At 70.2% G+C, this 22,259-nt stretch carries 19 protein-coding genes; 5 read left to right on the top strand and 14 right to left on the bottom strand.

What is annotated here, in order from left to right; translation table 11 throughout:
* On the bottom strand, positions 1-1,155 hold a 1,155-nt coding region (locus tag ABZS51_RS16960), incomplete at its 3' end, for an AAA family ATPase (RefSeq protein ID WP_355441360.1).
* A gap of 71 nt (positions 1,156-1,226) precedes the next feature.
* On the opposite strand from ABZS51_RS16960, the gene ABZS51_RS16955 reads away from it, so the two are divergent.
* Both ABZS51_RS16955 and ABZS51_RS16950 read left to right on the top strand, forming a co-directional pair.
* On the top strand, positions 1,227-1,946 hold the full coding sequence (locus ABZS51_RS16955; protein WP_355441373.1) for an ABC transporter ATP-binding protein: 720 nt from the start codon (positions 1,227-1,229) through the stop codon (positions 1,944-1,946).
* Positions 1,940-4,378 (top strand): ABC transporter permease, encoded by a 2,439-nt coding sequence (locus ABZS51_RS16950; RefSeq protein WP_355441357.1) that lies wholly within the window; start codon positions 1,940-1,942, stop codon positions 4,376-4,378. The genes ABZS51_RS16955 and ABZS51_RS16950 overlap by 7 nt, the downstream gene beginning before the upstream one ends.
* A gap of 102 nt (positions 4,379-4,480) precedes the next feature.
* Here ABZS51_RS16950 and ABZS51_RS16945 read toward each other — a convergent pair whose 3' ends face one another.
* The 3 genes from ABZS51_RS16945 to ABZS51_RS16935 form a co-directional block, all read right to left on the bottom strand.
* Positions 4,481-5,173, bottom strand: a complete 693-nt coding sequence (locus tag ABZS51_RS16945) for a response regulator transcription factor (protein ID WP_355441354.1) — start codon at positions 5,171-5,173, stop codon at positions 4,481-4,483.
* Complete coding sequence (locus tag ABZS51_RS16940; protein WP_355441351.1) at positions 5,170-6,423, bottom strand: sensor histidine kinase; 1,254 nt, start codon at positions 6,421-6,423, stop codon at positions 5,170-5,172. Before ABZS51_RS16940 ends, ABZS51_RS16945 begins: the two co-directional genes overlap by 4 nt.
* A gap of 748 nt (positions 6,424-7,171) precedes the next feature.
* Positions 7,172-8,641 (bottom strand): alpha/beta fold hydrolase, encoded by a 1,470-nt coding sequence (locus tag ABZS51_RS16935; protein ID WP_355441348.1) that lies wholly within the window; start codon positions 8,639-8,641, stop codon positions 7,172-7,174.
* Positions 8,642-8,816: 175 nt separating this feature from the next.
* Between ABZS51_RS16935 and ABZS51_RS16930 the strand changes: the two genes are divergently transcribed.
* Both ABZS51_RS16930 and ABZS51_RS16925 read left to right on the top strand, forming a co-directional pair.
* Positions 8,817-10,046, top strand: a complete 1,230-nt coding sequence (locus ABZS51_RS16930) for a sensor domain-containing protein (RefSeq protein WP_355441345.1) — start codon at positions 8,817-8,819, stop codon at positions 10,044-10,046.
* A gap of 12 nt (positions 10,047-10,058) precedes the next feature.
* Complete coding sequence (locus ABZS51_RS16925; protein ID WP_355441342.1) at positions 10,059-10,703, top strand: response regulator transcription factor; 645 nt, start codon at positions 10,059-10,061, stop codon at positions 10,701-10,703.
* A gap of 6 nt (positions 10,704-10,709) precedes the next feature.
* Here ABZS51_RS16925 and ABZS51_RS16920 read toward each other — a convergent pair whose 3' ends face one another.
* The 3 genes from ABZS51_RS16920 to dnaB all read right to left on the bottom strand — a co-directional run bounded on the left by ABZS51_RS16920 (position 10,710) and on the right by dnaB (position 16,189).
* Positions 10,710-11,822, bottom strand: a complete 1,113-nt coding sequence (locus tag ABZS51_RS16920) for a hypothetical protein (RefSeq protein WP_355441340.1) — start codon at positions 11,820-11,822, stop codon at positions 10,710-10,712.
* Positions 11,819-12,469, bottom strand: coding sequence for a TnsA-like heteromeric transposase endonuclease subunit (locus ABZS51_RS16915; protein WP_355441370.1), 651 nt, complete (start codon positions 12,467-12,469; stop codon positions 11,819-11,821). The genes ABZS51_RS16920 and ABZS51_RS16915 overlap by 4 nt, the downstream gene beginning before the upstream one ends.
* Positions 12,470-12,775: 306 nt before the next feature.
* Positions 12,776-16,189 carry a replicative DNA helicase gene (gene dnaB, locus ABZS51_RS16910; protein WP_355441367.1) on the bottom strand — a complete coding sequence of 1,138 codons (3,414 nt, stop codon included), beginning with the start codon at positions 16,187-16,189 and terminating at the stop codon, positions 12,776-12,778.
* A gap of 371 nt (positions 16,190-16,560) precedes the next feature.
* On the opposite strand from dnaB, the gene ABZS51_RS16905 reads away from it, so the two are divergent.
* The gene (locus ABZS51_RS16905; RefSeq protein WP_355441337.1) at positions 16,561-17,862 is read left to right on the top strand and encodes an MATE family efflux transporter; all 1,302 of its coding nucleotides are present in this window, start codon (positions 16,561-16,563) and stop codon (positions 17,860-17,862) included.
* Between the two features lie 42 nt (positions 17,863-17,904).
* Here ABZS51_RS16905 and ABZS51_RS16900 read toward each other — a convergent pair whose 3' ends face one another.
* The 7 genes from ABZS51_RS16900 to rpsF form a co-directional block, all read right to left on the bottom strand.
* Positions 17,905-18,519: an amino acid ABC transporter ATP-binding protein gene (locus ABZS51_RS16900; RefSeq protein ID WP_355441334.1), complete on the bottom strand. Its 615-nt coding sequence runs from the start codon at positions 18,517-18,519 to the stop codon at positions 17,905-17,907.
* Entirely contained in the window at positions 18,516-19,394 is an 879-nt protein-coding gene (locus ABZS51_RS16895) for an amino acid ABC transporter permease (RefSeq protein WP_355441331.1), read from the bottom strand. The genes ABZS51_RS16900 and ABZS51_RS16895 overlap by 4 nt, the downstream gene beginning before the upstream one ends.
* On the bottom strand, positions 19,391-20,275 hold the full coding sequence (locus ABZS51_RS16890) for an ABC transporter substrate-binding protein (RefSeq protein ID WP_355441328.1): 885 nt from the start codon (positions 20,273-20,275) through the stop codon (positions 19,391-19,393). The genes ABZS51_RS16895 and ABZS51_RS16890 overlap by 4 nt, the downstream gene beginning before the upstream one ends.
* A 187-nt stretch (positions 20,276-20,462) precedes the next feature.
* Positions 20,463-20,909 carry a 50S ribosomal protein L9 gene (rplI, locus tag ABZS51_RS16885; protein WP_355441325.1) on the bottom strand — a complete coding sequence of 149 codons (447 nt, stop codon included), beginning with the start codon at positions 20,907-20,909 and terminating at the stop codon, positions 20,463-20,465.
* A 14-nt stretch (positions 20,910-20,923) separates the two neighbouring features.
* A complete protein-coding gene (gene rpsR, locus ABZS51_RS16880; RefSeq protein WP_020543048.1) occupies positions 20,924-21,160 on the bottom strand; it encodes a 30S ribosomal protein S18 in 237 nt (78 codons plus the stop codon).
* A 63-nt stretch (positions 21,161-21,223) separates the two neighbouring features.
* Positions 21,224-21,772 carry a single-stranded DNA-binding protein gene (locus ABZS51_RS16875; protein WP_355441322.1) on the bottom strand — a complete coding sequence of 183 codons (549 nt, stop codon included), beginning with the start codon at positions 21,770-21,772 and terminating at the stop codon, positions 21,224-21,226.
* 89 nt (positions 21,773-21,861) lie between these two features.
* On the bottom strand, positions 21,862-22,152 hold the full coding sequence (rpsF, locus tag ABZS51_RS16870; protein WP_106242878.1) for a 30S ribosomal protein S6: 291 nt from the start codon (positions 22,150-22,152) through the stop codon (positions 21,862-21,864).
* Positions 22,153-22,259: the final 107 nt, after the last annotated feature.

The following is a 22,259-nucleotide window of genomic DNA, read 5'->3' as shown; positions in this document are numbered from 1 at the left end:
GCGGCGCTGGCCGAGTACAACATCGGAGCCGTGGTGGTCTCCTCCGACGGCGTGACGATCACCGGGATCGTGTCCGAACGGGACGTGGGCCTGCTCCAGCGCCAGCGCGGCCGTCTCGTCCGGGCCCGTCGCCGCCGCGGCCAGGTGCCACGCCTGCCGGTCCGGCCGGCCGCCGAGGAGCCGCGCGAGGACGCGGTGCATCTCCAGCCGCGCGGCGTACGTGCCGTGCCGGAACGCGGCGGCGCGCATGAGCGGGTGGGCGAACGCCACGTGAGCCCCGTCGATCCTGATCAGCCCGGACCGCTCCGCCGTGTCGAGGGCCGCCGGGGCGACGCCGAGCTCCGCGGCGGCCCGCACGATGACGGGCAGCTCGCCGCCGTCCTCGACCGCGGCCAGCACGAGCACGGTCGCGGCGTCCGCCGGCAGCCGGGCGATGCGCGCGGCGTACGCCTCCTGGATGCGGCGCGGCAGCGGAAGGGGACCCTGGGCGGGCGCGCTCTCCTGGAGTTCGAGCAGGGCGAGAGGGTTGCCGCCGCTCTCCTCGATGATCCGCTCGCGCATGGGAGCGGCGAGACCGGGCGCACGCCCTGTCAGCAGCCGCTCGGAGCTCTCCCTGTCCAGCCCGCCGAGCACGTGCTCGGGCAGCCCCGCGGCGTCGAAGCCGTCACGGGCGCCGAAGAGCAGCACGACCCCCTCCGCGTGCAGGCGGTGAGCCGCGAACCGCAGCGCCGCCGCCGAGGCCCTGTCCAGCCAGTGCGCGTCGTCCACGAGGCACAGCAGGGGGCCGTCGTCGGCCAGGTCCGACAGCAGGGAGAGCACGGCCAGGCCCACCAGGAACTCGTCGTCCCGGCCGGCGGGCCCGATGCCGAGGGCGCCGCTCAGCGCCGCCGCCTGCCGCTCCGGCAGCGTGTCCACGCGGGCGAGGACGGGGCGCAGCAGCAGGTGCAGCGAGGAGAACGGGATCTCCGCCTCGGTCTCGATGCCGGTGCCGCGCAGTACGGCCATGTCCCCGGCCCGCTCGCCCGCGTAGGCGAGGAGCGAGGTCTTGCCGATGCCCGGCTCCCCGCGGATCACCAGCACGGCGCTGCGGCCCTCACGGGCCTCGCTGAGCAGCGTGTCCAGCCTCGCCTGGTCGTGGGCGCGTCCCTCAAGCACCTGCGGAATCCTAGTCACTCGTCCGGTACCCCGCCTCGTGGGGCGCCCATAGCGTTCGCATCGTGGATCTCATGCAAGGGGTCGATCTGACCTCGGTCACCAAGCAGTACGCGCACGGCGTCACCGCGCTCGACGACGTGACGATCGGCTTCAGGACCGGTACGTTCACGGCCGTGATGGGGCCGTCCGGCTCGGGCAAGTCGACGATGCTGCAGTGCGCCGCCGGGTTGGACCGGCCCACGTCCGGACAGGTGACGGTCGACGGCCGTGACCTGGCCCGGCTCACCGACAAGCAGCTCACGCTGCTGCGGCGCGACCGGATCGGGTTCGTCTTCCAGGCGTTCAACCTGCTGCCGTCGCTCACCGCCGAGCAGAACGTCGGCCTCCCCCTGCGCCTGGCCGGCCGCCGCCCCGACCCCGAGCTGGTACGGCAGGGCCTGGCGGCCGTCGGCCTGGCCGGCCGCGCCGGGCACCGGCCCGCCGAGATGTCGGGCGGCCAGCAGCAGCGCGTCGCGATCGCACGGGCCCTGGTCACCAGGCCCGCCGTGCTGTTCGCCGACGAGCCGACCGGCGCCCTCGACGCCAACACCAGCCGGGAGGTGCTCCAGCTCCTGCGCACGCTGGTGGACCGGCACGCGCAGACCATCGTGATGGTCACGCACGACCCGGTCGCCGCCTCGTACGCCGACCGGGTGGTGTTCCTGACCGACGGGCGCGTGTACGGCGAGCTGGCCGATCCCACGGCCGAACTCGTCGCCACCCGCATGCTGCAACTGGAGGCGTCGTGCTGAGGATCGCCCTGGCCACCCTGCGGACGCGGTGGGTCTCGTTCGCCGGCACCTTCGCCGCGCTGGCCCTCGGCGCCGCCCTGATCGCCGCGCTCGGCCAGGTGCTCGCGACCACCAGCGGCTCCCCCGACCGGGGCCCGCAGCGCTACGCCGCCGCTCCCGTCGTCGTCGTGCCGGACGACCGGCTCACCGTGCCCACCTGGCAGGGCGGCAGTAGCGCGCCCCTCGCCGAGCCGCGCGGTGTACCCGCCGAGCTGACCGCGCGGCTGCCCGGAGCGGTCGTGGACCGGGCCTTCCCCGCGCAGCTCGCCGGCGGACCCCCGGCGGTGGGGCGCCCGTGGGCAGCCGCCAGGACGGCGCCGCACCGGCTGCTGACCGGCCGGGCACCCGCCTCGGCGCGTGAGGTCGCGGTGACCGGCGGCGCCCGGGTCGGCGATCGGGTGTCCGTCGTCACGGCCTCCGGCGCCGGCGCGTACACGGTCGTGGGCGTCACCTCCCCCGGTCCCGAGGCCACGGTCTTCTTCTCCGACGCGCAGGCCGCCCGGCTCTCCCCGCGCGTCACCGCGCTCGCCCTGTGGAAGCCCGCCGCCGAGGTGGAGGCCGCGGTCGGCGGGAAGGCGCGCGTTCTGGCCGGTCAGGGCAGAGCGCTCGCGGACCCCTCCCGCGCGGCCGACGAGAACGCGCGGGACAACGCCAACACCATCGTCGGCATCGCCGCCGGGTTCGCCGGCTTCATCGCCGTGTTCGTGGTCTCGTCCACGTTCGCGTTCGCGGTGGGGCAACGGCGGCGGGAGTTCGCCCTGCTGCGGACGATCGGCGCGACCGTCCCGCAGGTCAGGCGCATGGTGTACGGCGAGGCGCTGCTGGTCGCGGTGACCGCCTCCGCGGCCGGCGCGCTGCTCGGCCCCTTCGGCGCCCGTCCGATCCTGGACTGGCTGGCCGGGCTGGGGATGGCTCCGGGCTGGCTGGTGCCGAGCGTCTCCCAGGTGCCGTCGTGGATCGCCTTCGGCACCGGCGTGGTCGTCGCGCTGCTCGGCGTCGCCGTGTCGGCGCGGCGGGCGGGCCGGGTGCCCGCGGCCGAGGCCCTGCGCGAGTCGAGCGTCGAGCAGGGCGCCATGACGCCCGGCCGGTGGGTCGCGGGCCTGGCGATTCTCGCCACGGCGCTGGTCAGCATGACCGTGACGGCCGTGGGCGATCCGTCGTCCGCGACCGGCAACAAGTCGTACATGCCGGTTCTGATGCTGCTCATCGCGGCCGTCGGCATGCTCGCGCCCGTCGTGGTGCGGCCCGTCACCCGCCTGCTCACCTGGCCTGTCGAGCGGCTGCGCGGCGCCGGCGGCACGGTCGTCGCCGCCGGAGCCGCCGCCTCCGCCCGGCAGACCGCCGCGACGGCCGCTCCCGTGCTGGTCACGGTGGGCCTGGCCGCCTCGCTGCTCGGCGCGGCCGCCATGAGCGACGCGGCCAGGACCGTGCTGGAGGCGCAGCCGGTACGAGCCGACTATGTCGTGATACCCACCGGCTCGGCCGGGCTCGACCGGCAGCTCGTCCAGCGCCTGCGCGCCATCCCGGGAGCGGACGTCACCACGACCACACCGACCAGCGTCTACACCCTCGAAGGCAGGACCGCGCTGATCCGGCGACCGGCCGAGGCCGTCGATCCCGAAGCGCTGCTCCGGAGCATCGACGTGCCGGTCGTCGCCGGCTCGCTGGCCGGGCTCCGCGACGACACGATCGCGGTGTCCCGGACATGGGAGCTGAACGTCGGCCAGTCCGTCACCATGTGGCGCGCCGACGGCAGCGAGACGTCCCTCACGGTCACGGCCGTGCTCGGCGACCGCTCCGCCGCCGACTCCTACGTCACCCCGGCGCACGCCTTCTCCGCCCTGCCGTCCAGGGCGTACGTCAAGCTGCGGCCCGGTGCGACGCCGGAGCGGGTCGGGGCGGCGCTCCGGCAGGCCACCCGGGGCCACAACGCCGACGCCCTCACCAAAGCCGCGTGGGAGCTGCAGATCGGCACGCGCCGCGCCTCGGCCAGCCGGCTGGGCCTGCTGGTGGTGCTGTGCATCATGCTGGCGTACACCTCGATCGCCCTGGTCAACACCCTGCTGATGGCCGCGTCCGACCGCGAGGCGGAGCGCGGGTCGCTGCGCCTGCTGGGGGCGACGCGGGCGCAGGTCCTGAGGTACGTGATGGGCGAGGCGCTGCTGGTGGTGGCGGTCGGGGCCGTCCTGGCCGCGCTGGCCACGGCGCTCAGCCTCTTCGGCCTGTGGACGGCGCTGGTCCAGCTCACCGGGCCGATCGCGGACACGCTGCCGTGGGTGACGATGCCGTGGGGGACGGTCGTCGCGGTGACGGCGGGCTGCGCGCTGCTGGCCGTGCTCGCGGCGGTGGTCCCGGCCCTGTCGTCCAAGGGCCTCAGGTCCCCGGCGACGTGACCGGGACCGCGTACGGGGGCGGCCCGTCGGGCCGGGACCGCGTACGGGGCGGTCCGTCGGGCCGGGTCGGGCGGCGAGGCCGGTCCGAGGAGCGCCCGCGGATCAGCGGCTCACCAGTCCTGTCCGGTAGGCGATGACGACCAGTTGCGCACGGTCGCGCGCACCCAGCTTCGCCATGGCGCGGCTGACATGGGTGCGCGCGGTCGCCGGGCTGAGAAACAGCTCGGCGCCGATCTCGTGGTTGCTGAGGCCCTGCCCCACCAGAGCCAGCACCTCGCGCTCGCGCTCGGTCAGCACCGCGAGCCGGTCCTCCGCGGCCCGGGCAGCTGTTCGCCGCGCGGTGAACTGGCCGATGAGGCGCCGGGTGATCCGCGGCGCGAGCAGCGCCTCTCCGGCGGCGACCACCCGGATGGCATGCAGCAGCTCGGCCGGTCCGGCGTCTTTGAGCAGGAAGCCGCTGGCGCCGGCCTGCAACGCGTCGAAGACGTACTCGTCGGTGTCGTAGGTGGTGAGGATCAGGACTCGGACCCGCTCCAACCCGTGCGTCCCGGCGATCTGCGCGGTGGCTTGGATCCCGTCCAGTTTCGGCATGCGGATGTCCATGAGGACGACGTCGGGGCGAGTGGCGCGGGCCCGCTCGACGGCTTCGGCGCCGTTGGTGGCTTCGCCCACCACCGTGATGTCGTCCTCGAGGTCGAGCAGGACCTTGAACCCAGAACGTACGAGACCCTCGTCGTCGGCGACCAGCACCTTGATCGGAGCGTCGGCCGGCGGTGACGCGGCGGCCGCGTTCACAGGCGCGACCCGGTCGGCGCGAGGGGCAGTCGTGCCCTGACCTCGAACCCGCCGCCCGGCAGCGGCCTGGCGTCGAGCTCCCCACCCAGCAGCTGACAGCGCTCGCGCATACCGAGGATGCCCCGGCCGGGCCTGGCCGAGCCGCCGGCGCCGGCCGGATGCCGGGCCGGCGGATGCGGGTCCGCGAGGTCATCAGGCGGGACGGCGAGGCGGCCCTCATCGGTCACGCGGATCTCCAACGCCTCGATCCCGGGGTTCAGCGCCACCGTCACCCGGGTCGGGCCGACATGGCGGATCACGTTGGTGATCGATTCCTGGAGGATTCGGTAGGCGGCGCTTCCCACCGCGCTCGGCAACGGCGCCGCGGGCGAGGTCTCCTCAAGCTTGATGTCGAGTCCCGCTTCGCGGGCCTTGGCGGTCAGCTCCTCGATCTGCCCCAGCCCGGGGTACGGCACGCGCCCGCCGTCGTCACCGTCGTCGTCGCGAAGCACCCCGAGGATGGCCCGCATCTCCCGCAGCGCCCGGGAGCTGGTCTGCTCGATGGCTCGCAGCGCCTCGCGCGCCACTTCCGGCCTCTTGTCGAGGACGTGCGCGGTGACACCGGACTGGACGTTGATGATCGCTATGGCGTGCGCGACGGTGTCGTGGACCTCGCGCGCGATGCGGAGCCGTTCCAGGTCGACACGGGCCCGCGCCTCCTCCTCGCGAGTCCGTTCGGCCAACTCGGCGCGCTCCTGGGCTTCGGCCGCGATGACCCGCCGGGACCGGACGGACTCGCCGAGGGCCGCGCTCATGACCGACGCGCCGATCCGGAAGAACACCCAGCCGATGGCGGCGCGTGGCTCGATGTCGGCCGCGGCGACCAGCCAGCCGATGGCGAGCACCGTGGTGCCCACACCGGCTGTGACCAGCGACCGGCGCCCGTCACCGTACGCGGCGAGGGTGTAGAGGGCGACGAAGAGCCCGAGCCAGCCCGGCCCGTCCGGGAAGCCCAAGCCGTAGTAGAGCAGGCTGGCGAGCGCGGCGGTGACGAACACCGGCACCGGCCACCGGCGGCGGCCGGCGACGACCACACCGCTCACGATCAGCAGGACGTATCCCAGGTTCCCGAGGTCGGTGAGGGGACGCTGCACCACCTCGCCGGCATTGCGCACCATCGTGCCCTGAACCTGCATCACGGTGATGAAGACCGTGAGCAACACGTCCTGCGCCGGCACAGGCAGGCGCAACGGCGCGAAGCGGTCTTCCATGCCGCGATCCTACGGTTCCCGCGCGCGAGAACACTTCCCCCCGGACGCGCGAGCGCCTACGACGACGGGCGTACCGGGGCACTAGTCGTCTACGCAGAACTGCGTAGCCGCTGCCATGCGCGCCTTCCGCGGCGCGGACAGCCTGCCTGCCGGCGTCGTGGACGTGTAGGAACTCAGAGGGCGTGGACAGCCGAGAAGCGCTGACCAGGTAAGACGCTCGCTGTCTCACAGCTTGGCCACCGAGGTCGTCTCAGTGTGGCGGACTTTTCCTCAAACCTGGGCGCGATGGCTTGGTAGGTATTGAGCACGAAGGGATCATAGAGAGCAAATCAACAGATATGACAACCAATAGTCGCATGTGCTGTCAGGATTCAGGCAGCTCGACTTGTCGCAGGTCACGTTCGCGATCTTGCCCGTGAGTGCTTCGAGGTCGAGGTCCTCCGCAGCCGCCTAGAGGCTGTCCAGCCTTGCCGAACGATCATGCTGTCAACTTCGTCCCGACCTGGACTCTCACGTCGCGTGCGTGTGCGTGATGTCAGAACCGTCGACGAAGGGGCGTCCATACTGCGCATTCCCGGAACCAGGTCAACGGGTTCGGTCTGCTGGTTCAGTTTATCGGTAAGGCGCCGAGTCGATCTGGGCCATGGTCTGCGATGTGAGAGCCGTTGGCCTCACCCGATCAACTGCGCGCCTCCTCATGGTCTCGCGGTGGTGCTGACCCGGTAGCCGATTCCAACCGATATGGCTGTCATTCGGCAGGGCAGGTGGTACCCGGCTTGGGCAGCCTCAGGTCGGTCAGGTACGTGGTGGCGTGCTGGATAGGACACTTCTTGCCCGACAGGTATATGACATGGCCAGGTCCGTCGTAGCCGACGGTCACTGAGCCCGGGATCATCCTGGTGAAGCTCTCGGTCCATGCGTAGTCGCCCCACGTGCTGCCGACTCCCAGGAATGGCGGCAGGCCGCGGGTCGGCAGCGGGCGGGACGGGTTGGCGACCGGTAGCGGCCAACCGGTGCATCCGAGCGCGTCGAATGAGGCTCCCCCGAAGTTCGGCGAGATCTTCTGCGCCTGACGGCGGAACTTCTGCAGCTGCGCGTAGCTGCTGTAGCCACGGTCATCTGCGCACGTCATCGCCAGAACTCCGGGCGCGGCCCAGATCCGCGCGTTGCCGAGAGCGAAATCGGCGAAACCGGACCCGTCCCCGCCCCGGGCCTTGTCGACCGCCGCAGCGAAGGCCAGCCACCGCGAGTTGTTCGGTCCGGGGTCGCCGATGAAGCCGAAACTCCTCAGATGCCATCCGGTCAGCTCGCCCTTGCCGAACTCGGACGACGTGACTGGGATCGGCTGGCGATCGGCGTCTCGAATGAGCTTGCGCCAGACCGCCCCGGCGTCCCGTCCGTACAACGCGCAGGCGGGAGTGTCCGCACACCAGGTGGTGAACCTGGTGAAGACCCGTTCCAGGACGGGCAGAGTCCGTAGCGTCTGGTCGGGCCAACCGTCGACCTGGTTGATCGTCCCGTCGAGATACATGGCTCGGATGCGCTGCGGGAACAGCCGAGCATAGGCGGCGGCGGGCACCCCTCCGTAGGAGTTGGCCATGAAGCTCAGCCGTTCCTCGCCCAGAGCCTCGCGAACCGCGTCCATGTCCCTGGCCACCGACAGCGAGTCCATGTGGGCGAACAGGCCGGTCTTGTCCGCGTTCTGGCAGGCTTTGAAGGCCTTGGCCATCGCCGCGGCCAATGCCTTGTACTGCTTCTGGCCCTGTGGCTCAAATAGTGACGTCCCGGGCTGCATGCAGGATGGGGGTATCTGATCGCGCCACACGCTGTTGCGCGGTTTGTAGGCGACGAGGTCGAACCTGCGCCGCAGTTCGGTGAGGTCGGTCGCAGCGCGCTTCAGGTCGTCAATCCCGTTGGCCCCGGGACCGCCGGGAACCCCCAGCACGCTGCCGATCCGGCGCGCAGACTCGGTGGCGGGCAGCCGGGCCAGGTCCAGTTTGACCTTCGGCCCGTCCGGCTTGGCCCAGTTCACCGGCACCTCGATCGCAGCGCACTGCATGCCCGCCGGTATGCCCTGGCCGGCGCAGTCCCGCCAGGTCGGCTGCGCATCCCGAGCGGCGGAGGCCCCCGGGGTCATTCCTGCCAGCGCCGCCACCGTTACACCGATGACCAGTGCTCTGGGCTTACCGCGCCTGCGCCGCTGCTTGGTTGTCGTCATGGTGATCACTCTGGTGACACCGACCGGATGGCCACCACCGGGACGTCCTCCGTGTTGGTTTCGGGATGTCCCCCACGGGCTGTCCGGGTGTTCTCGCGCGTGCGTGTCCGTCAGGCTGGACGGCGTGCGGCGTCTGGCGAGGAGAAGCGTGGACAGGCAAGCAGAGAGGTGGCGTGTGCTGATCACTACTCCGGTGCGGGAGCGGTCGCAGCGTGAGCTCGCTTACGTGCTGATGTTGCCGTTGATGCTGGGAGCCGGCCTGGTCCATCTCGTTCTCGTGCTGCTGAGCGTCATCTTGACGGCGAATCTCGTCGGAGTGCCGATGCTGGCCCTGAGCGTGATGGCGGCCAGAGGGCTCGGCACGGCCAATCGACGGCTGGCACGAGCGTGGGCCGGGGTGCGGGTGCCCGATCCCGGCCCGTTCTGTGCCGGGCCGGGCCTGCTGAACCGGCTCGGCGCGGCGCTCGGTGACGTGACGGGATGGCGCGCCGTCATCCATAGCCTGCTCCGGCTGCCGGCGGCCGTGGTCGCCTGTGCGGCCGCCGCCGGGTTGTGGGGAGGCGGCCTGCTTCTGCTCGGCTGCCCCCTGTGGGGGCAGTTCTCCGCCTTGGCGCACCTGTCTCCCCCCGGCTGGCCGGTTGCGGCGCTGGTGAGCGTCGCCGGACTGGCGCTGCTGCTCCTCGCCCCGTGGGGCGTCCACCTCGCCCTGGCCCCCGAGCGCATGCTCGCCCGTACGCTGCTCGGGCCCGCGCCGGGCGACACCCGGATCCGCCGGCTGGAGCAGGCACGGGCGCTGGCCGCAGAGGACGCGATCGCCAGGCTCCGCCGGATCGAACGAGACCTGCACGACGGGACGGCGGCACGGCTGGTGACGCTGGCCATGAGCCTTGGCATGGCTCAGGACGAGCTCGAGCAGGCCGACCAGCCCGAACGGCTCCAGCGCGCCCGCATCCTCGTCGGCAGCGCGCACCGCATCGCCAAGGAGACCATGGCCGAGCTGCGTGACCTGATCCGCGGCATCCACCCGCCGGCACTCGACCAAGGGCTGGAGGTCGCCCTGGCCACGCTCACCGCACGGAGCCCGATCCCCGCCCGGTTCGAAGCCGACCTGCCCGCGCGACCGGCTCCGGCCATCGAGGCCATCGCCTACTTCTGCACGACGGAACTGCTCGCCAACGTGGTCAAGCACAGCGGCGCCAGGCACGCCGCCATCGCGGTACGGGTACGTGATGGGCTGCTGATCCTGCGGGTGCGCGACGACGGCACTGGCGGCGCGGCGATCGGCACCGGATCCGGTTTACGCGGACTGGCCGCCCGGGTCCAGACGTTGGACGGCATGATCGACATTCACAGCCCGGCCGGAGGACCTACGGTGATCACAGTCGAACTCCCCCTGCACATCTGACCGGAGCAGTGCATGCACATCGTGATCGCCGAGGACGCCGTGATGCTCCGGGAGGGCCTGTACATGCTGCTCACCTCCCGCGACCACGAGGTGGTGGCCGCCGTGGGCGATGGCGACGCGCTCCTGGCCGCCGTGGCCGAACACGGTCCCGACATCGCCGTGGTCGACGTACGCATGCCGCCATCCCACACCGACGAGGGCCTGCGAGCCGCGATCCAGATCCGCCGTGATCACCCAGAGGTGGGCGTGCTGGTGTTCTCCCAGTACATCGAGACGCGTTACGCGATCCAGTTGCTCGCCGGCGGCGCCCATGGCGTGGGATACCTGCTGAAGGAGCGCGTCGCCGACGTCAAGGACTTCCTGGCCGCGCTCGACCAGATCGCGGCCGGGCAGACCGTCCTCGACCCCGAGGTCGTCACCCAGATCATGGGCGCCAGCCGCCGCGCGGAGACCCTGGGCACACTCACCCCGAGGGAACGCGAGGTGCTGGCCATGATGGCGGAGGGGCGTTCCAACAACGCCATCGCCGCCGCGCTGTTCCTGTCGTACGGCTCGGTGGAGAAGCACGTGACGCAGATCTTCACCAAGCTCGGCCTGTCTCCGTCGGAAAACGACCACCGCCGGGTACTCGCCGTCCTGCACTACCTGCAGGCCTGACCATCCCTATCCGCGCGGGAGCGCGGATGGGGATTTCAGCGTCAAAAGGCGTCCTACGGCGGCGACGCGGGATTGCTGGTCGGCGGCAGCGGTGAAGCGGCGCCGGTAGGCGGCAGCCACGTCGCTCTCTGACAACCAAATCTTGTTGCTGAGGTGGCGGCGCGGGTAGGCGAGTCGGACCTCCTTCCCAGGTTTGGCGACCGCGTGGGGAGCGTTTCCACTGGGCGGGATGATGATGAGTAGCAGGCCGTGTGGGGTCTTGCCTTGGTGGGAGGGGTCGGGAAGCTCGCGGAGGTCGAACTGTGGAGTTGGAAAGATCCGTTGCGCGGCAGTCGACGTGATGCGCTTCCCATAGGTTCCTCGAGGTCTCTCTGCGATGTCCCTGTTCCGCTTGGTGCTCAACCGGAACGTCGGCCGACGGCGCTCCAGCTCTTCCAAGACGCGAAACGCGGTCGCGCGGCTCGGCAGCTCGATCGCGCCTGGCCCGTGCCGTGTCTCAAGCCTCGCTGCGGTCCGCCGGATCACCATCATCCGGAATGGCTTGGACTCCTCGACATGCTCCGCCATGATTTCCAGAGCCGTTTCGGTCCATTGGGGATCGACTCGCCGTCGTCCGGACACGGTGCCCGGGGTGTCGATAGAAATCAGCCCGGCTTCACCCTCCTTGCGAAAGCCCCGCACCCACCGGCGAATGGTCCGGACTGCAACGTTGAGCTCGGACGCTTTACTCGCATAGCGCTGCATCAGTGGGACACCTGCGGCGTACTCTGGCCGGGGCTCACCAGGAGCAGCCAGTTCAGCGCTGCCCGACCGATATCCGGTGAGGAGCTCGCGAAGATGTGCTGCTCGTTCGAGTAGAACGGCCTGTTCGGAGGGATCCAGCTGAGACAGCCTGGCTGCCACTGTCTCGCCCGGCTCCGGCGTCCTCGGCTCGGGAGAAATCACCCGAGCGGCGCCGGTCACTAATATGCGGGCTGACACTCGTCGCCAACTGCCTTGCCCGTCCTTGGCCAGCACTTCCAGGCCGGCGGGGGTGGCAACCACCTCCTCCACCACCAGGACTTCGCCGTCGTGGACGAGCCGGGTTCCGACGCCGAGTCGCACCGATTCTCGGTTCATGGCGTCACGTTCAGTCGATGGTCAAGGCTCAATGGCCTGCTCAAATCGGTCGCAAGCCGCTGAATCCAGAGCGCATGCAGAAGTGCTGGTCGCACTCGCCATGGTGGCCAGCTCGTGAAGCTCTCCAGCGCCTCCCCGAAGGTGACACCGTCCAGGTTCGCGTTCTGGATCTCCGCCGAGATACGTTTGTCAATCAGCCATGTGCGCCGGTATCCGGCCAGGAACCGGAGATTCGCCAGCTCGGCGGCGGGAGGTTCGGACCAGACCTCGAACCGCCAGCCACGGGCTTCCACGATTGTCCGTGCCCAGTTCAGTGCCTTGGCGACCTTGGGCTTCTGGCGTAGGTGACTCGGCTTGACGTCCACCACGAGCGGCGCCTCCCCATCTGCGGGGATGAGTAAGTAGTCCGGGACGTGTCGGCACCAGGCGCCATCGACCTGCGCCTTGAGCAGGAACGGCTGGGCGACTATCTTCCGTACGCCACGGTCGAAATCGGCATAGATCAGCCGGGCAAGTTCGAGGCGCGACTCGTAGATCACGTGATCATGATTGGTGGCGCACCAGTAGGTTCCCGAGTAGTGCTTCTGCCCAGCATGCCAGCGAAAGCTCCGCCAGGGCGCGACTGCGCCCCAGTCGACCGCGGGCATCTCTGCCCAGGCGCAGTCCTCCTCCGTACGCCCGTCTTCCATACGGAGACTGACCAGCGCGCTGTCGACCTCAGCGTCAACCCGCCACGACCCTCTCCCAGCAGACCAAGGATCACAAATCGCATAAAATCGACCACATAGAGTGACTCGACTACGGAACGACCGTACAATCCAGCGTCTACTGCGCCAAGAGGGGCGAACGACAAAGCTGATACCTATGCCGTCTCAGCATGACGGCCAACTGGCCAGACGGTGGCCTTGGCCACTGAGACTTGGCCAAGATCGATGAGAACCTACAGGACGCCCCTAGTGCTGAGCCATGTCGACGAAGCGGGAGTAGTGCCCTTGGAAGGCGACGGTGACGGTGGCGGTCGGTCCATTTCGGTGTTTGGCGACGATCAGGTCCGCCTCGCCGGCCCGTGGCGACTCCCGCTCGTACGCGTCCTCCCGGTGCAGCAGGATGACCATGTCGGCGTCCTGCTCGATCGAGTTGTGCAGGCTGATCCCGTTGGCGATGAAGTTGTGCGTCCCCATGACCGTGGCATCGAAGACGGGCTGCTCGCCCAGATCCTCGACGGAGACGATCTCATCCCAGAAGATGTCGTTGGTCGCCAGCAGTTCGAGGTCGGCCTCGCCGAGGACGGCCGCCATCCTGCCCAGCCGTTCGCGACTCGGTGACGTTTCCCACAGGCCGGTGCCGCCGGGTTCGGTCGTCACCGCTGCGGCGTACTCCCGTTGGCTCACGCGCTTCTCGAGCAGCACCGATCGCACCTTGGTCCAGACGTCCTCCGGCACGGTGTCGAGGTCGGTGCCGGCGGTCACACCGCGCAGACGGCGTACGCACTCCGCCGCCCGGGTCGCGCGGGCCCCGTCGATCCCGATCTCGTCCAGGAAGCGGAGCTGGTTCTCGGCTCCGTGGACGAGCAGTTGGTACGAGGGACGTTGCCCGCCCTCGCGCACCTCCTCGACCGTCGTCATCACGTTGAACCGGAGCAGCAGGCGAGCCACGTCGTCGATCAACCGCCTGCTGGCCGACGTGTAAGAGACCCGGGCCTCGCGGCGCGGGTCGTCCCACCGGACGCGACCGTCCGTGGCCCACAGGTGCCTCAGGAAGAGGGCGGCCTGCGTCTTCGGCAGCGAGAACAGGCCGGCGGGCAGGAACTTCTCGTGACTCCTCAACCCGAGGAGTCCCAGCCCGTCGAGCCACTCGGCGACAGCGGACGGGTCGGCCCCGTCGACGCCGCCGTGACGGATCGGCTGCCGCTCGACGAATGAGCCGTCACCGATGAGGCGCGCGAGAAGGATCAGCTCGTCCTCGTCGCACGGCGTGATGTCGAGCGGGGGCGGGACGTGTCTCGGGACGGCCACCCTCGTACCGGGCGCCAGCTCTTCGAGGGCACGCCATCCGTCGTAGGAGAGGAACGGGTGGTTCGCGGTCGCCTCGACCTCCCGCCCGGAACGCAGCCGCACGCGGTACACCCGCTTCACCCCGCTGGGGAACACGTGCGTCATCGTCCGTGGGACCAGCTTCAGGCGCTCGTCCAGGGACCACACCGGAATGTCCCGGGCTCCCGACGCCAGCAGCTCACCCAGGGAGACCTCCGCTCCGGTGTCGGCCCGCATGATCCGCGTGGCGGCGGTCAGGCATCCGGACTCGCGAAGGTCGCTCACCGCCGGGCGCTTGTCGGTGCGCTGCTCGGGGCCACGGTTGAGCTGGGAGATCGCGATGACCGGGACCTCCAGCTCCTTGGCCAGCAGCTTGATGGCACGCGAGATCTCCGACACCTCGTTCTGGCGGCTCTCGGTCTTCTTCGGCGAGCTCATCAGCTGGAGGTAGTCGATGACCACGAACCGCAGGTCGTTGCGCTGCTTGAGGCGGCGGCACTTGGCCCGGATCTCCATCATGGACATGTTGGGCGAGTCGTCGATGAACAGCGGCGCCTCGGCCACCTCGCTCATCCGGCGCGCCAGCCGCGTCCAGTCGTCGTCGCCCATCATGCCGGAGCGCATCGCGTGCAGCGCCACCCGCGCCTCGGCCGAGAGCAGACGCATGGTGATCTCGTTGCGCGACATCTCCAGGGAGAAGATGACGGTGGTCATCCCATGCTTGATCGCCGCCGACCTGGCGAAATCGAGCCCGAGCGTGGAGTTGTGGGTGGGAATCCAGGCACGGCTGGCGAGGTACAGATGGTCGGGGTTGTCCACTTCGACGCATCTCACGGGCACGGAGTCGATCCGGCGGACGGCCGTGATGTGCCGGTAGCCGATCTCGTGCGTCTGCGTGGGGCTCTGCCCGGCGAGCTTGCGGGAGAGCTTGAACACCTTGTCCGCCGGGGTGAAGCAGATCCGGTGGCACGAGCGGCCCTGGACCGTCTTCGTGGTCATGGTCGCCGTGTATCCCAGGCTGAGGACCAGCTCGCGCACGTCGTGGGCGAGCCGCTGGTCGGTGACCGCGAGAACGACCGTGCCGCCGGGATCGGCGTGTCCGCCGGTGTCCAGCAGGCCGGCGAGGATTTCGCGACGCTGCCGCTCGCCGGCGCGCAGGTAGGCGGCCGGGACGTGCTTGTTCCCGAGCACGTCCAGGCTTCGGAGGATCGCCTCCGCGACCCCGGGTGGCTCCGGAAGCGTGAAGGAGTACAGCGGTCCGGGGCCGACCTTGTCGACGCGGACGCCGTCCTGCTCCATGTGGCCGACGATCTCGGGGTCCGTCGTGGTGAACCGCGCGTTGTCGCTGTGCCCGCCGCCGAGCCACACTCCCAGCGTGTACGGCGGGAGCGGGAGGTCGCGCTCGGGCAGGTCGGCCGCCCGGGTCACCGGCACACTGTGGTTGTATCGCCGATCCGCGGTGTCGCAGCGAAGCGTGGCGGCGATCTCCTCGGTCGTCCTGACCGACGCGGCCTGCCGGATGGAGCCGCCCGAGGCTCGCGTTTCGGTGAGCCACTGGTGGGAGCCGTCGGCGACGACCACGGTGCCGTCGGCGAACTCCACCTCGTAGCACGGCCTGCCGTGCATCACCTCGGTGGCGGCCACGACACGGGTCGGCCTGCCGTCCGCCCCGATCAGGTGGTCGCCGACCGCGACCTCCCCCATCGTCGTCCAGCCCGTCGGCGTGGGCAGCGGCGTGTCCAGGGCCAGTGCCTTGCCGATCGCGGGACGGGCGGCCACGACGATCATCTGGCCCGGGTGGAGGCCATTGGTGAGCTGGTCGAGGTCCTGGAAGCCGGTGGGGACGCCGACCATCTGGCCGCCGCGGCTGCCGATGGCCTCCAGCTCGTCCAGGGCGCCCGGCATGATGTCGGCCAGCGGCGCGTAGTCCTCGGAGGTGCGTCGCTCCGTGACCTTGTAGATCTCGGCCTGGGCGCGGTCGACGAGGTCGTCGACCTCTTCGTTCTGGCCGCCGTAGCCGAAGGAGACGATGCGGGTGCCGGCCTCGATGAGGCGGCGGAGGATGGCCTGCTCGCGGACGATCTTGGCGTAGTAGCCGGCGTTGGCGGCCGTGGGGACGACGGCGGTCAGCGTGTGCAGGTAGGCGGCGCCGCCGACCCTGGCCATCTCGCCGCGCTTCTGCAGCTCGTCGAAGACGGTGACCGCGTCGGCGGGCTCGCCCCGGCCGTACAGGTCGGTGATGACGTCGTAGATCATCTGGTGGGCCGGCCGGTAGAAGTCGTCGGAGCGGATGATCTCGACGACGTCGGCGATGGCGTCCTTGGACAGCAGCATGCCGCCCAGGACGGACTGCTCGGCCTCGATGTTGCTGGGCGGTGTGCGTTCGAACCCCGGGCCGGCGCCCGTCTCCTCGTCGATGCTCACGGCGCCCCCTCAACAGCTTCCGTCGGTCGCACCACCCCCACTTGTAGTCGACCGGTCTGACAGTTTGGCCGCTTCCCGGGCGGACAGCAACGCGGCCTGTGGATAACTCTGTGGACAAGCTGTGGATTATCGCGCCGAACATGTGAAAGCTCTGTGGACGAGCCTGGGGATAACTTGTTCACTTCTCAACGACCATGGCGCTGAGCAGCGAAAACACTATCCACCGACTGTGGAGGAAAGAAAGTTGGCCCGACATGCCAGGTAAGGGCCATAATAGGCAAATGCCCATTACACGCCAGGACAAGGAGATCCTCCGCCTTGCCGTGCCGGCGTTCGGCGCGCTGGTGGCCGAGCCGCTGTTCCTGCTGGCCGACTACGCGATCGTGGGACACGGGCTGGGCACCGTCGCCGTGGGCGCGCTGGGCGTGGCGGGCACCGTCCTCGCGACGATGGTGAACCTGTGCGTCTTCCTCGCGTACGGCACCACGGCGTCCGTGGCGCGCAGCACCGGGGCGGGCGAGCACGGGCGGGCCATGCGCGACGGTGTGGACGGCGTCTGGCTGGCGCTCGGCATCGGCCTCGGGCTCATCGCGCTCGGCTGGCCGCTCGCCCCGGCCGTCGTGAGCCTGTTCGGCGCGAGCCCCGAGCAGGCCGCCGAGGCGGTCACGTACCTGCGCATCAGCCTGCTCGGCGCGCCCGGCATGCTCGTCGTGCTGGCCGGCACCGGCGTGCTGCGCGGGCTCCAGGACACGGTCACCCCGCTCGTGGTCGCGGTCGGGTCGTTCGCGCTCAACGCGGCCCTGAACGCGTGGTTCGTGCTGGTGCTCGGGTGGGGCATCGCCGGCTCGGCCTGGGGGACCGTGCTCGCGCAGACGCTCGGCGCCGTCGTCTACGTGGCCGTGGTCGTCAGGGGCGCCCGGCGGCGCGGCACGCCGCTGGCCCCTGACGTGGCGGGCGTCAGGCGGGCGGGTACGGCCGGCCTGGCGCTGTTCGTCCGTACGGTGTGCCTGCGGATCGTGCTCGTCGTGGGGACCGTGATCGCCACCCGCATGGGCGAGTCGCAGCTCGCCGCGTACGCCATCGCCACGCAGCTGTGGACGCTGCTGGCCTTCGCGCTCGACGCCATCGCCATCGCGGGACAGGCGATCACCGGCCGCACCCTCGGGGCCGGCGACGCGGACGCGACCAGGGCGGCGACCGCGCGCATGGTGCGCTGGGGACTGTGGTCGGGCGTGCTGCTCGGCCTGCTGGTGGTCGCGGCCAGGCCGCTGCTGCCCGGGCTGTTCGACGCCGATCCGGACGTCACCGAGCAGCTCCTGGCCGTGCTGTGGCCCGTGGCGGTCTTCCAGCCCATCTGCGGCGTGGTGTTCGTGCTCGACGGGGTGCTGATCGGCGCGGGCGACCAGCGCTACCTCGCGTGGGCGGGGGTGTGGACCACGCTCGCGTACCTGCCGGCGGCCCTGATCGCGGGGGCTTTCGGCATCGTCGCCCTCTGGTGCGCGCTCGGGGTCTGGATGGTGGCACGCTGGATCACGCTCAGCCGGCGCGCCGCGGGCGGCGCATGGCTGGTGACCGGGGCGTAGCCGCCCCGTGGTCGCTGTCGCGGAAGCGCCGGGGCCCGCCCGCTACAGGCGCCGCGCTTCGAGCACGCTGCGCAGGAAGTCGCGGGTACGCGGCTGGTCCGGCTCGCTGAAGATCTTCTCCGGCGGCCCCTTCTCCAGCAGCACCGGGTCGAGCGCCGAGGTGACCTCGTCGAGCAGCATCAGCCGCGGCTGCGTCGCCAGCGCCCGGATGATGGCCACCCGCTGCTGCTGGCCGCCGGAGAGCTGGTCCGGGTACGCCGTGGCCTTGTGCGCCAGCCCGAACCTGGTGAGCAGCGCGTGGGCCTCCTCCTCGGCCCGCGCCCTGGGCACCTTGTGGACCTGGCGCGGCGCCAGCGTGACGTTGTCCAGCACGGTCATGTGCGGGAACAGGTTGAACGCCTGGAACACGATGCCCAGCTTCCTGCGCACCTGGTCGGCGTCCACCCGTGGGTCGGTGATGTCCTGGCCTTCCAGCAGGATCGCGCCGTCGTCCACGGTCTCCAGCAGGTTGACGCAGCGCAGCAGCGTGGACTTGCCCGAGCCGGAGGCGCCGATCAGGCTCACCACCTCGTGCGGGCGCACCTCCAGGTCGATGCCGCGCAGGACGCTGTGGCCGTGGAAGTTCTTCCACACGTCGTCGATGGTCAGCAGGCTCATGCGCCGCGCCTCCTCCTGGTGCGCTCGGCCAGGTAGTCGGTGAACCTGGCCATCGGGATCGTCAGCAGGATGAACAGAAGGGCGGCCGCCAGGTAGGCCGTGTAGTTGAACTTGCTGGAGGCGTAGATCTGCGCCTGCCGCAGCGCCTCCAGCACGCCCAGCGTGGCCACCAGCGCGGTGTCCTTCTGCAGCGAGATGAAGTCGTTCAGCAGCGGCGGCACGACCCGCCGGGTGGCCTGCGGCAGCACCACGAAGCGCATGGTCCTGCCGTGGCTGAGGCCGAGCGAGCGGGCCGCGGCCACCTGGCTGGGGTGGACCGACTCGATGCCCGAGCGGAACACCTCGGCCACGTACGCGCCGTACGAGAGCGTCAGCGCGATGACGCCCAGGGTGGTGTAGTCGTTCGGGATGCCCTGCAGGCGCAGCGCCGGCAGGCCGAAGCCGACCAGGTAGATCACGAGCAGCGTCGGCACGCCGCGGAAGACGTCGACGTACAGCGTCGCGAGTGCCCGGATCGGGAACAGGGCGGCGGTCCTGGTCGTCCGCAGCAGCGCGACGAGCAGGCCGACCACCAGGATGATCGGCTCCGCGATCAGGAAGATCTTGATGTTCAGCCAGAACCCGGTGAGCACGTCGGGCAGCGACCTGACGAAGTGCTCGGGGTTGAAGAACGTCTCCTGCACGCGCGGCCAGCCCGGCGAGGTCGTGACGAGCCAGCCGACCAGGACGACGAAGACGAAGGTGGAGGCGGTGGCGATGGACGCGGAGCGGCGGGTCCGCGCCCTGCGGACCCGCTCCCGCTCCACCTGCCGGTCGCTCTTGACCCAGACCGGGCCGGCCGGCATGTCGGTCATCGGCGTGTGCGGCGTCGTCACGTCAGCTCGGGCGCGCCCGCCGCCGAGCCGAGCCACTGCTGCTCGATCTTGGCCAGCTCCCCCTTGGACTTCAGCGCGTCCACGGCCTTGTCCACGCAGGTCTTGATCGGGTTGCCCTTCTCCATGACCAGGCCGAACTCCTCGGGCGTGCCGCCCGTCGAGCTGAACTGGCCGACAATCTTGGAGCCCTCGACCTGCGCGGCCGTGACGTAGAACGCCGTCGGCAGGTCCACGACGATGGCGTCCACCTGCTTGTTCTTCAGCGCGTTGACGGCGTCGACCTGGTCGTTGAAGACGTTGGGGTCACCGGCGGGCTTGACGACGTTCTTCACCGCGTCGAGCGAGGTGGTGCCGACCTGGACGCCGATCTTGGCGTCCTTGAGGTCGGCCAGCGTCCTGGCCGCGGCGAACTTGCCGTCGCCCAGCGCCACCACGGCCTGCTTGACCGTGTAGTAGCCGTGGCTGAAGTCGACCACCTTGGCCCGATCGGGGGTGATGGAGACCTGGTTGACGTCGAAGTCGAACAGCTTGGCGCCCGGGGCGAAGGCCGAGTCGAACTTGACCGTGCTCCACTGCACCTCGTCGCGGTCGAAGCCCAGCTCCCCGGCGACCGCGAACGCCATCGCGCTCTCGAACCCCTGCCCGTTGGCCGGGTCGTCGTCCTTGAACCACGGCTCGTAGGCGGGCTTGTCGGTGCCGATGGTCAGCTTGCCCGCGTTGACGAGCTTGAGCTGGTCCTTGCTGCACGCCGTGGACGCTCCGGACGCCGTGGACGCCGTCGTGCCCGAGGGGCCGGCGCTGGTCGCCGTGTTGTCGACGGGTGCGCACGCGACGGCCGCGGCGAGGGCGCCCAGCGCGAGCAGCGTCGAGGGACGGACCATGGGTGGTGCCTCCAGGAGGGGAACGCGAGGAAGAACGAGCCGATTGTACGCTGCCCCGCTAGGAAATACGCCGTCACCTGGGCTCATACCAGCCCACACCGGACGTGCCGTCGCGGCCGGGCCCCGGAGACGCACACGGCCCCCGCTCCCGGGAAGGGAGCGGGGGCCGTGGGCAGGCGTGCCGACGTCAGCCGGCGACGACCTCGACGTCGACCGAGGCCGACACCTCAGGGTGCAGCTTGACGCTGATCTTGTGGCTGCCGACGCTCTTGATCGGGTTGATGATCTCGATGCGACGGCGGTCGAGGATCGGGCCGCCGGCGGCCTTGACGGCGTCGGCGATGTCGCCCGTGGTGATCGAGCCGAACAGGCGACCGGAGTCGCCCGCGCGGGTGGTCAGGCGCACGCGCAGGGCGCCGAGCTGGCCGGCGACCTCCTTGGCGGTGCCCAGGTCGCGGATCTCGCGCGCGTCACGAGCCTTCTTGATGGACTCGATCTGCTTCTCCGCGCCACGCGTCCAACGCATGGCGAAGCCGCGCGGGATGAGGTAGTTGCGGCCGTAGCCGTCCTTGACCTCGACGACGTCACCAGGGGTGCCGAGGCCGGAGACCTCGTTGGTGAGGATGAGCTTCATATCGACAGGCCTCCTTAGCGCGCGGTGCTCGTGTAAGGCAGCAGAGCCACCTCACGGGCGTTCTTGATCGCGGTCGCCACGTCGCGCTGGTGCTGGGTGCAGTTGCCCGTCACCCGGCGCGCACGGATCTTGCCGCGGTCGGAGATGAACTTCCGCAGCAGCGCCGTGTCCTTGTAGTCGACGTAGGAGATCTTGTCGTGGCAGAACAGGCAAACCTTCTTCTTGGGCTTGCGCAGTGCCGGCTTGGCCATCGTGGTGCTCCTTTCAGAGCCCCGCCGTTGAAGCGGGAATGGTCTCGGGCTTGTGGACTGGGTCTAGAAAGGCGGTTCGTCGCTGAAGTCGCCGCCGCCGCTGAAGCCGCCGCTCTGCTGGCCGCCGCCCTGGAAGCCGCCGCCGAAGCCGCCGCCGCCCTGGGGCGGAGCGGGCGACGCGGAGGCCCACGGGTCGTCGGCCGGGCCGCCGCCGAAGCCGCCGCCACCGCCGCCGCCACCCTGACGGGTGGTGCGGTTGACCTTGGCGGTGGCGTTGCGCAGAGACGGGCCGACCTCGTCGACCTCGACCTCGTAAACGGTGCGCTTCTCGCCTTCCTTGGTCTCGTAGGACCGCTGCTTGAGCCGCCCCTGCACGATGACCCGCATGCCGCGCTGGAGGCTCTCGGCGGCGTTCTCCGCCGCCTGCCGCCACACGTTGCAGGTCAGGAAGAGGCTCTCGCCGTCCTTCCACTCGTTGGTCTGACGATCCATGAACCGCGGAGTGGACGCGATGCGGAACCGGGCCACCGCTTGCCCCGTCGGGGTGAAGCGCAGCTCGGGGTCGTCGACAAGATTGCCGACGATGGTGATTACGGTGTCGCCTGCTGCCATGGCCAGCGCTCGCCTTCCTGCACGCCTTCGCTTTGGGTTACGGCTCAGAGTACGGCCGACGCCCGACAAAAAGCCGGGCGACGAGCTGCTTAGTGCACGTCGGGGCGGAGAACCTTGGTGCGCAGGATGCCCTCGTTGAGGTTCATCTGGCGGTCGAGCTCCTTGACCGTCGCGGGCTGCGCGGACAGGTCGATGACGGCGTAGATGCCTTCCGACTTCTTGTCGATGTCGTAGGCGAGACGGCGACGGCCCCAGACGTCGACCTTCTCCACGGTGCCGCCGTCGTTGCGGACCACGGTGAGGAACTGGTCGAGGGACGGCGCGACGGTGCGCTCATCGAGCGAAGGGTCCAGAATGACCATTACTTCGTAACGACGCATGCGGGACTCCAACCTCCTCTGGACTCTTGCGGTCACGACACTCTGCCGTGACAGGAGGACGCTGACGTCTAGGCCCCGGCGCCCCTTTCGGCACCAGGGTGTGACGG

The organism is Nonomuraea sp. NPDC005501, assembly GCF_040605905.1.
GTDB lineage: Bacteria > Actinomycetota > Actinomycetes > Streptosporangiales > Streptosporangiaceae > Nonomuraea.
Note: the sequence above shows the minus strand (reverse complement) of the source record. Positions and strands in the feature narration are given on the sequence as shown.

Coding starts and splice junctions, on each gene's coding strand:
- ABZS51_RS16955 (WP_355441373.1), top strand. CDS start 1,227: ATGCAAGGGGTCGATCTGACCTCGGTCACCAAGCAGTACGCGCACGGC.
- ABZS51_RS16940 (WP_355441351.1), bottom strand. CDS start 6,423: ATGGAAGACCGCTTCGCGCCGTTGCGCCTGCCTGTGCCGGCGCAGGAC.
- ABZS51_RS16935 (WP_355441348.1), bottom strand. CDS start 8,641: ATGACGACAACCAAGCAGCGGCGCAGGCGCGGTAAGCCCAGAGCACTG.
- ABZS51_RS16925 (WP_355441342.1), top strand. CDS start 10,059: ATGCACATCGTGATCGCCGAGGACGCCGTGATGCTCCGGGAGGGCCTG.
- ABZS51_RS16920 (WP_355441340.1), bottom strand. CDS start 11,822: ATGAACCGAGAATCGGTGCGACTCGGCGTCGGAACCCGGCTCGTCCAC.
- ABZS51_RS16915 (WP_355441370.1), bottom strand. CDS start 12,469: ATGCCCGCGGTCGACTGGGGCGCAGTCGCGCCCTGGCGGAGCTTTCGC.
- dnaB (WP_355441367.1), bottom strand. CDS start 16,189: ATGCTGCTGTCCAAGGACGCCATCGCCGACGTCGTCGAGATCATCCGC.
- ABZS51_RS16905 (WP_355441337.1), top strand. CDS start 16,561: ATGCCCATTACACGCCAGGACAAGGAGATCCTCCGCCTTGCCGTGCCG.
- ABZS51_RS16900 (WP_355441334.1), bottom strand. CDS start 18,519: ATGAGCCTGCTGACCATCGACGACGTGTGGAAGAACTTCCACGGCCAC.
- ABZS51_RS16890 (WP_355441328.1), bottom strand. CDS start 20,275: ATGGTCCGTCCCTCGACGCTGCTCGCGCTGGGCGCCCTCGCCGCGGCC.
- rplI (WP_355441325.1), bottom strand. CDS start 20,909: ATGAAGCTCATCCTCACCAACGAGGTCTCCGGCCTCGGCACCCCTGGT.
- rpsR (WP_020543048.1), bottom strand. CDS start 21,160: ATGGCCAAGCCGGCACTGCGCAAGCCCAAGAAGAAGGTTTGCCTGTTC.
- ABZS51_RS16875 (WP_355441322.1), bottom strand. CDS start 21,772: ATGGCAGCAGGCGACACCGTAATCACCATCGTCGGCAATCTTGTCGAC.
- rpsF (WP_106242878.1), bottom strand. CDS start 22,152: ATGCGTCGTTACGAAGTAATGGTCATTCTGGACCCTTCGCTCGATGAG.